The following is a 15,370-nucleotide window of genomic DNA, read 5'->3' as shown; positions in this document are numbered from 1 at the left end:
GTATAAGGCGTTAATAAACCACTTCCTACTTGTGCAGCAGAAATTCGTAATTTGGCTAAAGAAACAGACTTTGGCATATCTATCATGTCAGAAAGCACCAAACTTAAGTTAGCTGAAGGATAGAAAAAGCTGGTATTTGCTACAGACGTCGCGGTTGCCAACACACTGTTCCAGTCATTTCTTCCTGTAATATCCAGAAACATATAGTCTTTATACGAAAATGTAGCCAGTCCATAGAAACTGTTAATGATATAGTTAGATCTGTAAGGTAAAGTTTCAAGAACACCTGCCTTATTAGCCAATGTATATACTCCAGGATATAAAAGTGAATCAGCTCTTAACTCGTCTTTAACATAGGAATTCTTTAATGTACTACCACCTCCAGAAATGGAAATTTTAATGTCATCATTTACTTTTTTATCGTATTTTATCAAAAAGTCACTACTCATTTCCTGAGAATAAATTCCCTGTGTTCTGTACATTCCTTTTCTGAACTTCTCCGTATCGTAAGGTCTTTGCTGACTTCTGCTTTCATATGAAAAATCTAACGATGTTCTCACCTGTAAGCTAAGCTCTGGTGTAAAATTGTATACCGCCTGTACATTTCCAGTAAGCCCATTACGGTTTGATTTATTTAACATTTCATTTGTAATGAGGTATGGATTGTCCGGATAGCTACTGTAAGGATAACTCTGTAGAATATTTTCTTTACCTGGCATCCAATAATCTTTTAGCCAATTGATATCAGCATTTGGTACCCATGCAATATTCCAATACATGATCGATTGATTATTATATCCTGTAGATGGTAAATTATCACTCCATTTATTGGTATAATTAATTTTGGTTGATATTTGCAATTTATCGGTCGCCTTCTGACTAGCAGAAAGTGCCAGTGTATTTCTCTTATATCCCGTATTTGGTAAAATCCATGTATTATCTACATTAGTTAAAGAAAATCTCACCGAAGTTTTAGCAGTTCCTCCGTCTAAAGTCACGCTATTGGTAAAAGTTCGTCCTGTAGTAAAGAAATCTTTCCTATTATTTTTATATGGCACCCACGGTGTGCGTTCCGCTCCTACATTATGTAAAATTGGATCGTACTGATAAAACATCTGACCATCAAATTTAGGCCCCCATGCAGAACTTGTACTTCTGGTACTTGGTCCATCTGCCGTTAATCCATACGAATAGTAATCATCCCCATTAAGGCCCTGTCCGTATTCATATTGATAATCCGGCCATCTTGAAATTGTTTGAAATGAAGTGTTCGAATTAACGGTAATACCTATCCCTTTTACCCGGGGTTTTCCGGATTTTGTAGTAATGATCACAGCACCGTTGGCTCCACGTTGCCCGTACAAAGCAGCTGCGCCCGGCCCTTTTAAAACGGAAACACTTTCAATGTCTTCTGGATTAATATCATTTAAACCTGTTCCAAAATCCACCGGCGAATCTCCTGAAAGATAAGCTCCGTGGCCCGTACCAGTAGCCCGACCACTTCCCTGATTTATTACTACACCATCCACAACAATAAGAGCTTCATTATCCCCTGTTAAGTTATTCTCCCCCCTTAAGATAATTTTATTTGAACCTGAAGGGCCTGCTCCTGATCTTACAAGATTTAACCCGGCTACTTTCCCTGATAAAGCATCGGTCCAGTTATTTGATAACGCTTCTGTTAATTGCTCTCCCGTAACCTGAGTAACTGCGTAACCCAATGCTTTTTCCTCCCTTTTTATACCCAATGCCGTAACAACAACTTCACTTAAGACCTTATTATCTATCTTTAGAGCAATAGTAACATTGTTTTCGTTATTAATGAACGTTCTCTTTAAAGCGACAAATCCAATACTGGAAAATGTAACTTCGGTGCCTTTATTTATTTTAAAATTAAAATTTCCGTTAACATCAGTAGTACCTAAAGATTTGTTTCCAGCAACCATTATAGAAGCACCTATTACAGGCTGATTATCGTCGCTACCGACAATTTTACCTCTCACAGTAATGACATCATTCTGTTGATTTTTAGCGTCATCAACTTTAAGAATAACAGACTGGTCCTTAATAGAATATTTCAACCCATGCCCAGTCAAAAGATCCTTCAATGCTTCATTAAGATCTTTATCCTTTACATCAATGTTAATAGTTTTTACATGTTCCAGTACTTCATTTGTATAAATGAAATAATAACCTGTTTGGTTCCTGATTTCTTTTAGAACATCTACCAAACTAGCGTTTCTTTTTGTCAAACTAACTTTTTGTGCATACGACGACGCGCCAACTTGCATAGTTGCCAACAAGAGAATTACTGCTGTTAATTTCATGTTTCTTAAGGCTTTACTTCTTGGTTTCCCTGTTATTACAGGCAATACCTTTTGCTTAAAAAAAAGCAAAGGAATTTTTAAATGCATTTTTTGTTTCATACATTTATTTTTTTATTTAAGGTTAATACGTTCTTTTTCTCTTAGCTTGAGTTTAATCGTAGAAGACCGATTTTCTACTACCCCTGGTCGCCATCCGGGGTAGTTTTCATTCTCCTTCTATATTGGTTAATATTACTTCATATGCTTTCTTTCTGTTTTTTGGTTAGTCATTATTTTTGGTTACTATTATCTTATTTACTTTAATGTCGAAACTTAAACTGGCAGCTTCTCCTACCGGCATTAAAGCTTTTTGTATGTTGTCTCTGATTGGAATAATTCCGGTAAATAGAATTTGCGGTTTTACCCCAGAGTAAATTACTTCCATATTGTACCATCTCGAGATTTGCTTCATTACCTGTTCTAAAGGCTCATTATTAAATGTAAACAATCCGTTTCTCCATCCCACAGCAAGTTCTACATCTACCTGGTGGATCAAGATATCCGAACCAGAGCACACTGCTTCTTGTCCTGGTCTTAGAATCTTCTCTTTACCCAAACTGGCCACTTTTACAGAACCTTCCAGAAGTGTTGTTTTCACATTTGTATCGTCTTTATACGCTTTTACATTAAAATGGGTTCCTAATACCTGAATAACAGTATTGTCTGTGCTAACTTTAAATGGTTTATTCGTCTTTGCCACTTCAAAGTAAGCCTCCCCCGAAAGTTCAACTACCCTTTCTTCTCCATTAAAAAGTACGGGGAACTTTATTTCAGAGTTACCATTTAACCACACTCTGGTCCCATCTGAAAGCGCAAGATGATACTGCACCCCATTTGGAGTTTTTAAAGTATTGTATACTGTTTGAGAGCGAACGATATGATCTGCTGAATTTTTAGAATATGAAAGTAAGCCCTCATTTCCAATGATTTCAACATTCTCCTGAGTGGTGAGAACTCCGCTGTTTGTTTGATTTAAATTGACTTTTGTGCCATCTGATAGCGTCAATACTGGCTGATCAAGATTAATATCCGATTTTTTCTCTACTCTCGAATTTTTAGAAATTTCCAAAGGTTGTTTTGAAGAGAAATAATAATGTATTCCTGTAGCCAGAGCGAAGGTTGAAATGGTCGCGGCTACCAGATATTTCTTTATAACCCTTATTTTATTCTTATTTTTTGATTGATGTATTTTTTGTAAAAGTCTATGTTCTATTTCCTCTCTTTCAGCTTCATCTTCGAAAGGGATTTCATGAACATCCCCATCCTTTAATAACAAATAATCAAGGTGCTTTTCTTCTTCCTGACTTAATTTGCCTTGTAAAGACTTTTCTAAAAGTTCTAATATTTCTGATTTATTTATCAAAACAACTGGTATTTAATCCTAAGAGTAAATACCGGCTGTTATCCCCTACTCCTTTTTTTCTTTTTTTTATTATTTACAAAAAAAAGGACTCTAAATTAAGTTTGAGATGTCTTAATGCTTTTGTAATATGATTTTCTACAGTTTTTGTAGAAATATTCATTTTACTCGCAATATCCTTATGCGAAAGAGATTCATTACGGCTTAACTGGTAGATTTCACGGCATTTTGGAGGAAGGCTATTCACTATAAAAGATACGTTTTCTATAAGCTGCTTATATTCTATATTATCAATTCCCTGATATCCTTCAATAGTATTTACCAGTTCTTCGTTTATAGATTGTTTTGACTGATCTTTCTTTAACTGTCTATAAACTTCATATTTAACACAAGCATATAAATATGCCTTTAAGGAAGTTTTTACTTCTAAGCTTCTCCTCTTCTCCCAAATTTTTAAAAAAACTTCTTGCACAATATCTTCACAAGCTTCTTTATCTTGAAAAACATTGTATGCGACCATAAACAATGACGACCAGTATTTCTTAAAAATAAGGGTTAACCCGGTATTATCGTCATCCTTTAAGAACGCAATAATTTTCTCGTCTGAACATTCGTACATAAAAAGCCTTATTTAATTATCCGAAAAAACAAACCGTTGCTTTTATTTATTTATCTAAATCTGCCCAAAACAAACTATTTTAAATTAACAAGATGTTATCTAAATATTAACACCTGTTCTTATTTAAACTTGCATAAAAATCAATATTGCCAGCAATCCTCCTAGAAAAGGCCCAATTACCGGGACACAAGCATAAGAAGACCTAAAATATTGCTTCTTAAATCCATAAATTATAAAATAAGATAACCTGGGACCAAAATCACGAATTGGATTAATCGCATACCCTGTAGTTCCGCCAAGAGACAGCCCTATGGCCCAAACCAAAAATGCCACCGGCAATGCGCCTAAAGACCCTAAACCAATAACCGAGCTTGTCCCTCTTATTCCGGCATCTGTAAAATTGAAGATTACAAAAATTAATACAAAAGTTCCTAAAATCTCGCTTAACAGATTCCGAAATATATTTGAAATTGCCGGCATCGTAAAAAAACAAGCAGCTCTAGCCCCTTCGTCTTCCGTTTTATCAAAATGGTCTTTATACATTAGCCAAACAAGCAGGGTTCCACTCATAGCTCCCAGAAGCTGCATCGTAACATAGCCGGCAAATAAATTCCATTCGAATTTACCTAAACATGCTAACGATAATGTTACGATTGGATTTAAGTGCGCACCACTATATGGTCCTGCCACAACCACACCAACAAAAACAGCCAAAGCCCATCCAGTTGTAATCACCATCCAATTGGCACCGTTGCCCTTTGTTCCGGCGAGTACAACATTTGCTACAACACCATTACCCAGGAGAATCATTAAGAGTGTACCTATATATTCTGCGAAAAACTGATTCATAATTAATTACAATTCTGACCAAATATTAACTGCCTTTACGGCCTTATGCCATTGTTTAACATTTTCTCCAATAGTTTCTGATGGTTCAGGTTCAAAAATTCTTTCTATATGCCATTGTTCTTGAATTTCTTCTATACTGCCCCATACGCCAACAGCCAAGCCTGCCAAATACGCCGCTCCTATAGCTGTTGTTTCATTGACTTCTGGCCTTACGACTTTACATCCCAAAACATCTGATTGATACTGCATTAAAAGATTATTAACGACAGCACCACCATCTACACGCAATTCATTGATATCGGTTTTAGAATCGGCTTCCATCGCTTTAAGAACATCCATTACCTGGTAGGTTATACTTTCAAGTGCCGCTCTTGCAATATGAGCAGAGGTAGAGCCACGACTCAATCCAAAGACTGTTCCTTTAGCTTTTGAATTCCAGTAAGGAGCTCCTAATCCTGTAAAAGCGGGTACCACCACAACACCTCCATTACCATCAACACTCAATGCGAGTTCTTCTACGTCAGACGATGATTTTATAATTCCCAAACCGTCTCTTAACCATTGAACGATTGCTCCTGCCATAAAAACACTTCCTTCCAATGCATAAACAACTTTCCCTTTTATTTTCCATGCAATAGTCGTTAGTAACTGATTAGAAGAAATAATTGGTTTATCGCCAATGTTCATTAACATGAAACAACCTGTCCCGTATGTATTTTTAACCATTCCCGGTTTTATACAAAGCTGTCCAAAAAGCGCAGCCTGCTGATCTCCGGCAATGCCAGCAATGGCTATTTTGTCTCCAAAATGCGTCGAAACAGTTTCTCCGTATACTTCACTGGATGATTTAACTTCTGGAAGGACAGATTTCGGAATATCCATCAGACTTAAAAGTTCATTATCCCACTGTAAAGTTGAGATATTATAAAGCATAGTCCTGGATGCATTCGTCACATCAGTAACATGAACAGCCCCATTGGTCAATTTCCAAATCAACCATGTATCAATTGTCCCAAATAACAGCTCGCCGTTTTCAGCTTTTTGCCTTGCCCCTGCAACATTATCCAACAACCATTTCAATTTAGTCCCCGAAAAATAGGCATCAATTTTCAACCCCGTTTTTTCCCTAACGACTTCTTCTCTACCTTCATCTATAAGCTGCTCACAGAAACCGGCTGTCCTCCTGTCTTGCCAAACTATAGCATTATAAATAGGAAGCCCTGTTTTTTTATCCCAAACCAGCGTTGTTTCCCTTTGGTTTGTAATTCCAATTGCTGCAATGTCTTTGGCAGAGAGTGAGGATTCTTTCAGAACTTCTTTAGTAACAGCCAACTGAGTTTCCCAGATTTCCAATGCATTGTGTTCTACCCATCCAGATTTTGGATATATCTGCTCAAATTCCTTCTGTGAAACCGCAACCTGTTTTCCGTTCTTGTCAAACACGATAGCTCTCGAACTCGAAGTTCCCTGATCTAAGGACAAGACATATTTACTCATTATTTATAAAAGCTTGTTGTTTAATAGTTTATAATCTGGCCCTAACGTTCTTCCCAAATAACAGGACTAATCTACAAAAAGAAACACAAAAACAACAAAAAGAAATAAAAAGAAATTATTTACGGAACTATACAAATCTATAATTGGTTCTGATTAAGATCTTTCCCTCGGATATAATACATAGATTTCAGAAGCGAAACTTAATTTGAAGAGATAAAAATTACAGACTACACCAATAGGCACAATAAATCGAATTTACTTACCATAAGAAATGACTATAAGACAAGAATTAAACTTACCTAAGGCAGCTAATCTTCAAATATAAATATCTCTTCTATTTTCAAACCTTTATTAAATCTCCTAAATTTATCTTAATCCAATGATATTAATTTAATGAAAGCATTTCCATTTATTTTTATATTATTTCTTAACGGATGTGTTAATCTGTGTAAAAAAGAACAGCGAGACAAAGAAATCATAAACAGAAATGAAATAGTAGATTTATCAGGGTTAAGACTTCGGGAACTACCTATTGATTCATTTCAAAACAAAGATATAAAAGTTGTAAAGTTATTTGATAATCGGATCGATTTAGAAAAAGAATTACCCATTCTAAATAGCCTGCCAAATTTAACCGAAATATATGTTTCTATTGATTCACTCGAGCAAATCCCTTTAAGTGTCAGAGATAAAATTGCTGGAGTTGCAGTAAATTCTATCAACCACAATGTCTGGATGAAAATACTTTCTCTTAAAAACTTAAAACATGTAGAAAAAAGCCGTAGTTATGGACCTTTTCAGAGTTTATCCTCGGAAATAGTTAGAAAAATATGCGAACAGAAGAATCTTGAAGTATTAAAACTTCCCTCCTGCAATATTACCGCATTACCCGAAAGTATCGGCAAGCTAAAAAAGCTTAGAGTATTAGACCTCTCTAGTAACTATGTTTCCGAGTTTCCATTTTCATTTAACAAACTCCAAAATCTGGAAGAGCTGAATTTAAAAGACAACAAGCTGACTCAGATACCAAAAGAAATATATGTACTATCCGGTTTAAAAAAACTGGATCTTACCCGCAACTATATTTCTATAACAAAAGACGTTAACCGTCTAAATACATTAGAAGAAATGCAACTAACGGCTCATAAATACCTCAAAGCAGAATATTTGAGCCTTATTCCATCACTTCAGACATTAGAAATTACCGGGCCCAATCCCAAAACTTTCCTTAGCGACAGTTTACTAAACATCGACTTTAACAAATTGCAATCATTAAAGGCACTCAAAATATCAAACATAGGAATAACTAAAATACCGGAAACGATTACAACCATAGAAGGCTTGCAGGAACTTGATATAAGTGCCACACAAATTACAGATTTGCCTCAAAATTTTTCTAAATTAAAAAATCTCGAGGTCCTTAATTTATATCAATCCAAAATCAGTCAATTACCCGAGGAAATTACCAAACTGACAAAGCTTAGATTTTTAAATATTGGCGATACAGAAATAAAAAAATTACCAGCAAATTATACCAGTTTGAAAAACTTAGAACACTTAAGTACCAATAAATACATTAAAAATTATTCGTTAGAAATCATAAGCAGTTTTCCGAAATTAAGATCACTCAGCCTTTCCTATAGGCAATTAACCGAAGTGCCCGCTTTTGTTTATGAGCTAAAAGAATTGACTTACCTGAGCCTAGAAGGAAACAGAATTAGGCTGATAAATACCGAAATTAAAAACCTGAAAAAGTTAAAAACGCTTGACTTATCCCGCAACCCTATAAAATCAATATCAAACGAAATATCAAATTTTAACGCGTTAAACAGTATAATATTAAACCGATGTCCGAATTATTCTTTTACAGCTATTTGTAACGCATTAGCTAATTATCCGAAACCAATATACATTACAACCAATCGGTCACATACTTATAGTACTTTTTTAAAGTATGGAGTCAATATTTCCTTAGACACAAATATCAAATATATTCCAAAAGAAATATCCAAACTAAAAACTTTATCCTATTTAAGTCTCTTTAATTCTAAAGTAGAAACTATCCCAAATGAAATAGGAGAATGCAAAAAGATATATTATCTGGCAGCGGTATCTGCAAATGTTATGAATGTAGGCAATGGGATTTCTAAGCTTGAGAACTTAGAGTCTTTAAATTTAGGAATCAATCAACTTGAGATATTACCGAGTGATTTTAATCGATTAAAAAAACTCCAAAATTTAAATTTAGGCAGCAACTTGCTCACAGAAATTCCTGAAGCCGTAAGTAGGATACAAACACTGCAGAGCCTAGACATTTCAAGAAACAAAATCACAGAACTCCCAATTGAATTGGCAAATATGCCAAAACTAAATTTTTTAAATGTTAGCCATAATCTTATTAAAGAGATACCAGAAGCTTTTTTTAACCATAAGACGCTTACAAAGTTTGGTTTTAGCAACAATCCAATTTCTAATAAATCGCTTTACAAGTATGATACCTTAAGCAACCCAAGATTTGATTAAATTGATTTACTCTCTGAAGTATCTTTAGTGCATTTATTGTCGCTAATATTTTAAAATACTTGTTTTATAATCTTACATTATTTTGAGTACAAGCTTAAAACGAGAGTTTTAGCCCTAACTATCAGGATGAGCTCATAAACCGGAGTCTTCAACGCCATTTAATCAGTCAAACCGTTATTTAGAAACTACATACTCTATAAATCTTATATTCCAACAGATAAATTCAAGCCCAATGTTCTGGTTGACGGGTACTGATTTGTTTCATAACCCAGCACAACTTTTCGATTTCCTGAATTATCAATAACAGTAGTTGACACCTCCGGATCATATCCCGGCCAATCTGTCAGCACAAAAAGGTTTCTTGCATAAACTCCCACTCTCATATTCTTAACAAATGAATTTCCCGTTCTAAACTTATTAAGAGTATAATCCAACCTTACTTCCCGTAACTTTATATAATCGGTACTAAATACATTCGCCTCGGTATTTTGCATGGAATAAAATGTATTATAATATAAATGAGCAGGCACCGGGGTTGTATTCTGCTTATAAGTACCTCCTGTTTCGACAATACCATCCCCAATCACTCCCTCTTCCCGACCTTTCAAGGTTTTACTTAATTTACCTTCTGTAGCCAAAACAGCATGGGTAAGCGAGAAAGCATGACCTCCCCAACTTCCATCAAAAAGAATATTAAAATTTACATTCTTTATTTTTAATCCAGCTCCAAGTCCTGCCTGATAAGGTGCATAACTGCTGCCAAATTCTTTATAGCTGTCGTTATCCACTATAGGGAGTCCTGAAATGGTGGGATTTGTCGAGTAGTCATAATACAGAATTTCACCAGACGGAGCTCTTTTAAAACTATTACCATAAATCTGATTGATCTGCTCTCCATCACGGGAAGAAATCACACCATAACCTCTTTCAAAAAGATGACTTAAAAATTCTCTTGGTACATTTTGACCGTTTGCTGCATGCCAACGGGTACTTGTGTAGGAAAACACCCCATATAGATCCACATTTATATTCTTACTTTGCAGGGTCTTAAAATTGAAATACCCTTCATATCCGCGGTTTTTTAAATTTCCAACTTCGACTGAAAGAGGAATATTGGGAGGAACAAGGCCTATATAATGGATAGTGCGCTTTTCTTTTCCAAAATAGGTTGAGAAGCCAAAGTCTAATCTCTTAAAAAGACCGATATCCATGCCAATTTCGCTGGTTCTGTTTTTGTTGAGTTCATTGTTGAACAAAAATTTACTAACCATATATTGAGAATGGCCCCATTTTAAATTCAGTTGATTGATTTGGGATAGATTAATCAAGTCTGCAAAACGTAGAGTTCCACCAACTACAAACGTCGACAAGTAAGAGGGATCTAAACTATAAGCATATTTATCTTTTCTGTACGAAATATTCAGATCGCCCCAATTACTGTACCCCACAGAGCCATACATATAGTAAGCATGCTGTTTATTTTCTACTTTAGAAGTATAAAAGGAAATAGGTATTTCAAACTGAATAGTTTGTTTTTCTGTAGAATATTTATGTTTAGAAGTATTTGCTCCAAAAGCACCTGTATAATGAATTTTGCCGATATTGCTCTGATAAACCAGATAAGCATCTCCGCCCTGTTGCTTATTTTTCAGTTTATAAAAACTTTCAGAACGATAGATTCCTGCCCCTACCGGAGAAGTTGCCGAATATGTATTTTCATCCAACCCTAAATCGTCCAGATTTGCCCTTACCATCAAAGAAAGACCTTTGACAATATTATATTGTGCCTTTATATCGCCCCGCCATCTCTTACGATCCAATCCTGTATAATTTTCGTCATTAAAAAAATATGGACTCACCAAAGAACTAGAGAATGGATAAAAAAGCTGTTCCCCTTCTTTTCCACGTTCCCAATAATCTTTAAACCAATTCAGATCCATATTCGAAGACAAATGATGCAAATTAGACATTAGGCTATTTCTAGATAAATGATCAGATTTAGTCAAGGAATAGCTTACCAGAGAACTTATGGTTAACCTTTTTATAGGATTAACAGCTAAAGAGAGAGCTAAATTATTTTTGGAATAACCATCATTAGGGACTATCCACTTATTATTTACATTTGTATAAGAGATTCTTGTCTTTACAATATTCTCCCCGATCTCCAATGATATATTATTCGTCAAAGTCATTCCGGTATTAAAGAAATCTTTAATATTATCTTTATAAGGTACCCAGGGCGTTCGAGCATTTCCTGCCCCTCTTGTTGCAGGATCATATTGATAAAAATTCTGACCGGCAAATTTAGCTCCCCAATCCTGTCGGGTACCGCTTGTAGAATTACCGTCTTCCGAATTTAAAAATGAGTAATAGTTTTCTCCCGAAACGCCTTGTCCGTATTCGTATTGCCGGTCTATCCAATGGTTCACATTTTCCATTGTGCTATTTGAATTAAACCGGACAGAGAATTTCTTTGCTATTTTTTCTGCCTGCTTAGTATATATTAATACTGCTCCGTTTTTACCTTCAGCACCAAAAACAGCAACCGCAGCGTGGCCTTTAAGAATCTCAATTCGGTCGATATCATCGGCACTGATATCAGAAAGGATATTCCCGTAGCTTCCCGGCAACCAATTTTCACGTACCGGGATACCATCAACAATAACTAACGCTTCTTCAGTTCCTTCAAGGGATTGTCCTGCCCTTAACAAAATATTAGCCCTGGATAGGGCCCCCATATCGGTTCCCACTACCTTAAGCCCTGCTACACGGCCCATTAAAGATTCGGCCCAGTTTTTAGGCAAAGCATTATTCAATTCCTCTCCTTTTACAATATTGTCAGGAGTAATGTTATTTCTAATATTTTCGGGAGCAAAATTCCAAAAGTTATCAATGCATAGCGAATCTGTTAACTTATTATCCGGAGTATAGGAGTAAACACGCTTATTAACGGTTACTACACATATTATCAAAAGACAACGAAACACAACTTTATAAGCAAGCATAATCTATTGTTAAAATAAAAATAAAACCCTAAAGGTAAATATTTACTCGACACCTAATCACCTCAATACTCTCCTTTTCCTGATTTTGCTTAACTTTACCAGTACTTACTAGATTTTGCCTACTTTCCGGCACTTTTCTTCGAGGCTTCTTCGAGACTCCTTCGAGAAATACCCCTATCTTCCCGAAGAAGTTCCGAATCAGGGTAGAATAATATTAGGGTTATGTCTCGACAAATCCTGGCTCACTAAAAATATCGCTCCAACTATTTGAATATTAAAAAGATTTGTAATACCTTTGCACTCCTTATTTTAAGGAAAGATAATTTTTATTAAATAATTAAATATCAAGCAAGTGAATACGTTAAGTTACAAAACTGTCTCTGCCAACAAAAAGACCGTTAACAAACAATGGGTTATTGTTGACGCTCAGGGCGAGATTTTGGGGCGCTTGTCTTCTAACATTGCTAAAGTGATTAGAGGTAAACACAAGCCAGGCTACACCCCACACGTAGACTGCGGCGATAACGTGATTGTTATTAATGCAGACAAGGTTAAATTGACTGGTAACAAACTAGGCGACAAAGTTTATGTTCGTTACACTGGTTACCCAGGAGGTCAACGTTTTATTTCTCCAAAAGAGTTATTACAAAAACACCCTACGAGAATTATTGAAAAAGCTGTTAGAGGTATGTTACCTAAAACTCGCTTAGGCAGAGCTTTATTCAAAAACTTGTATGTTTATGCAGGTAATGAGCATCCACACGCAGCACAAAACCCTGTAGAAGTTAAATTTTAATTAAAGGAGAAATCAAATGTCAGTTACAAACACTTCTGGAAGAAGAAAAACTGCGGTTGCCCGTATCTATTTAACTGAGGGTGATGGCAAAGTTACCGTTAACGGTAAAGATTATACAGAATACTTCCCAACGCTTCCATTACAATATATCGTAAACCAAGCATTCATCGTTGCTGAGGTTTCTGGTCAATATGATGTAAAAGTAAATGTTGCAGGTGGCGGTATTAAAGGTCAGGCTGAGGCTGTTCGTTTAGCGATCGCTAAAGCAATTGTTGAATTAGATCCTATCAGAAAACCTGCTTTAAGAGCTAAAGGTTTAATGACTCGTGATAACCGTATGGTTGAGCGTAAGAAACCAGGTAGAGCTAAAGCTCGTAAGAGATTCCAGTTCAGTAAACGTTAATTTTAGGAGGACACAACAATGGCAAGAACAACTTATCAAGACTTATTGGATGCAGGTGTACACTTTGGTCACCTTACCAGAAAGTGGAATCCTAAAATGGCGCAATACATTTTCATGGAGCGCAACGGGATCCATATTATCGACTTAAACAAAACTTTAGTTAAAGTTGAAGAAGCTGCTGCAGCTATCAAACAAATTGTAAAATCTGGACGTAAAGTTTTATTTGTTTCTACAAAGAAACAAGCTAAAGACATCGTTGCAGAGAAAGCAAAATCTGTAAACATGCCTTACGTAACTGAAAGATGGTTAGGTGGTATGTTAACTAACTTCACTACTGTTAGAAAATCTATCAAAAAGATGACTAACATCGATAAAATGACGAAAGATGGTACTTTTGACGTTTTATCTAAAAAAGAGAAGTTAATGATTCAACGTGAGCGTATTAAATTAGAAAACCTTTTAGGTGGTATTGCTGATTTAAACCGTTTACCAGCTGCTTTATTTATTATCGACGTTAAGAAAGAGCACATTGCTGTAAGTGAGGCTTTAAAATTAAACATCCCTACTTTCGCAATGGTAGATACTAACTCTGATCCTTCTAGCATCGATTTCCCTATTCCAGCGAATGACGATGCTACAAAATCAATTTCTTTGATTACTGGTATCATTGTTAAAGCTATAGAAGAAGGTTTAGAAGAGCGTAAACAAGAGAAAGATGCTGAGGCAGACAAAGAAGCTGCTGCTGCAAAAGCTAAAGTAGACGCTCCTGAAGCTAAAGAAGAAGCTGCAAAAAAATCTAAAAAAGTTGCAGAAGAAGCTCAAGGCGAATAATAAGATTTAAATAAATAGGGTTGTTGGTTATTAGTTGTTGATTTATGCTACAACTGACAACTAACAACCCTTTACATTTATAAAGAAAAATTAAAAATAGAACAAAATGTCTGTACAAATTTCAGCATCTGATGTAAATAAATTACGCCAACAAACTGGCGCTGGTATGATGGATTGTAAAAAAGCTTTAGTTGAAGCTAATGGCGATTTCGAAGCCGCAATCGATTATCTACGTAAAAAAGGAGCTAAAGTTGCTGCTAGTCGTCAGGATAGAGAATCAAACGAAGGTGTTGTTATTTCAAAAACAACTGCCGACGGAAAAAGAGGTATTGTGGTTGAAGTAAACTGCGAGACTGACTTCGTAGCGAAAAATGCTGACTTTATCGCTTTTGCAAACTCTATTGCCGACAAAGCAATCGAAAGCAATCCTGCTGATTTAGAAGCTTTATTAGCTTTAGAATTAGATGGAAATAAAATTGCTGATTTAATTATTGACCAAACTGGTAAAATCGGTGAAAAAATTGGTGTTTCTAAATTCGAAACTATCGAAGCTGAGCAAGTTGTTCCTTACATTCACGGTAACTACCGTTTAGGTGTATTGGTTGGCTTAAGCGCAGTTGTTAATGGTGGTGAAGAAGCAGGTAAAGATGTTGCTATGCAAATTGCAGCAATGAATCCTGTTGCTTTAGATAAAGGTGATGTTGATTCCAAAACTATTGAAAGAGAATTAGAAATTGCTAAAGAACAAATCAGAGCAGAAGGCAAACCAGAAGAAATGGTTGAAAAAATCGCTGCTGGGAAATTAAACAAATTCTATAAAGAAAACACTTTATTGAACCAGGAGTTCGTTAAAGATTCTTCTAAAGACATCAAAGCTTTCTTAAATGGTGTTTCTAACGGTTTAACTGTTACTGCATTCAAAAGAGTTGCTTTAGGTGCTTAATTTTAGTACCTTTTAAATTTAGCCTCCATATCCATGGGGGCTTTTTTATGCTCTTACAATTTATGTTTATTGATAATCATGGATTAAAACCAAATATCATTCCCCATTACGCAGATAAATTTATATTTTTGCCAAAATCACCCTTTTGATGAAGTACAAAAGAATTCTACTGAAATTA

At 35.5% G+C, this 15,370-nt stretch carries 11 protein-coding genes; 5 read left to right on the top strand and 6 right to left on the bottom strand.

Annotated features, from left to right (window positions below; translation table 11 throughout):
- The 5 genes from ABWO41_RS07665 to glpK all read right to left on the bottom strand — a co-directional run.
- On the bottom strand, positions 1-2,426 hold a 2,426-nt coding region (locus tag ABWO41_RS07665; RefSeq protein ID WP_353135922.1), incomplete at its 3' end, for a SusC/RagA family TonB-linked outer membrane protein.
- A 163-nt stretch (positions 2,427-2,589) separates the two neighbouring features.
- A complete protein-coding gene (locus ABWO41_RS07660) occupies positions 2,590-3,729 on the bottom strand; it encodes a FecR family protein (protein WP_353135919.1) in 1,140 nt (379 codons plus the stop codon).
- A 73-nt stretch (positions 3,730-3,802) separates the two neighbouring features.
- Complete coding sequence (locus ABWO41_RS07655) at positions 3,803-4,345, bottom strand: RNA polymerase sigma-70 factor (protein ID WP_353135916.1); 543 nt, start codon at positions 4,343-4,345, stop codon at positions 3,803-3,805.
- A 123-nt stretch (positions 4,346-4,468) separates the two neighbouring features.
- Positions 4,469-5,194 (bottom strand): MIP/aquaporin family protein, encoded by a 726-nt coding sequence (locus ABWO41_RS07650; RefSeq protein ID WP_353135913.1) that lies wholly within the window; start codon positions 5,192-5,194, stop codon positions 4,469-4,471.
- Positions 5,195-5,200: 6 nt separating this feature from the next.
- Entirely contained in the window at positions 5,201-6,691 is a 1,491-nt protein-coding gene (gene glpK / locus ABWO41_RS07645; RefSeq protein WP_353135910.1) for a glycerol kinase GlpK, read from the bottom strand.
- Positions 6,692-7,084: 393 nt separating this feature from the next.
- On the opposite strand from glpK, the gene ABWO41_RS07640 reads away from it, so the two are divergent.
- Positions 7,085-9,214, top strand: a complete 2,130-nt coding sequence (locus tag ABWO41_RS07640) for a leucine-rich repeat domain-containing protein (RefSeq protein WP_353135907.1) — start codon at positions 7,085-7,087, stop codon at positions 9,212-9,214.
- A gap of 203 nt (positions 9,215-9,417) precedes the next feature.
- Here ABWO41_RS07640 and ABWO41_RS07635 read toward each other — a convergent pair whose 3' ends face one another.
- On the bottom strand, positions 9,418-12,219 hold the full coding sequence (locus ABWO41_RS07635) for a TonB-dependent receptor plug domain-containing protein (RefSeq protein WP_353135904.1): 2,802 nt from the start codon (positions 12,217-12,219) through the stop codon (positions 9,418-9,420).
- 352 nt (positions 12,220-12,571) lie between these two features.
- On the opposite strand from ABWO41_RS07635, the gene rplM reads away from it, so the two are divergent.
- The 4 genes from rplM to tsf all read left to right on the top strand — a co-directional run bounded on the left by rplM (position 12,572) and on the right by tsf (position 15,192).
- Positions 12,572-13,015, top strand: coding sequence for a 50S ribosomal protein L13 (gene rplM / locus ABWO41_RS07630; RefSeq protein ID WP_353135901.1), 444 nt, complete (start codon positions 12,572-12,574; stop codon positions 13,013-13,015).
- A 16-nt stretch (positions 13,016-13,031) separates the two neighbouring features.
- Positions 13,032-13,418 (top strand): 30S ribosomal protein S9, encoded by a 387-nt coding sequence (rpsI, locus tag ABWO41_RS07625; protein ID WP_353135898.1) that lies wholly within the window; start codon positions 13,032-13,034, stop codon positions 13,416-13,418.
- An 18-nt stretch (positions 13,419-13,436) separates the two neighbouring features.
- The gene (rpsB, locus tag ABWO41_RS07620) at positions 13,437-14,249 is read left to right on the top strand and encodes a 30S ribosomal protein S2 (RefSeq protein WP_353135895.1); all 813 of its coding nucleotides are present in this window, start codon (positions 13,437-13,439) and stop codon (positions 14,247-14,249) included.
- A gap of 106 nt (positions 14,250-14,355) precedes the next feature.
- On the top strand, positions 14,356-15,192 hold the full coding sequence (gene tsf, locus ABWO41_RS07615; RefSeq protein WP_353135892.1) for a translation elongation factor Ts: 837 nt from the start codon (positions 14,356-14,358) through the stop codon (positions 15,190-15,192).
- The last annotated feature ends 178 nt before the right edge of the window (positions 15,193-15,370 follow it).

This window comes from Pseudopedobacter sp., from assembly GCF_040392825.1.
In the GTDB taxonomy this organism is placed as follows: Bacteria; Bacteroidota; Bacteroidia; order Sphingobacteriales; family Sphingobacteriaceae; genus Pseudopedobacter.
This window is presented reverse-complemented; position numbering and strand designations above follow the sequence as displayed.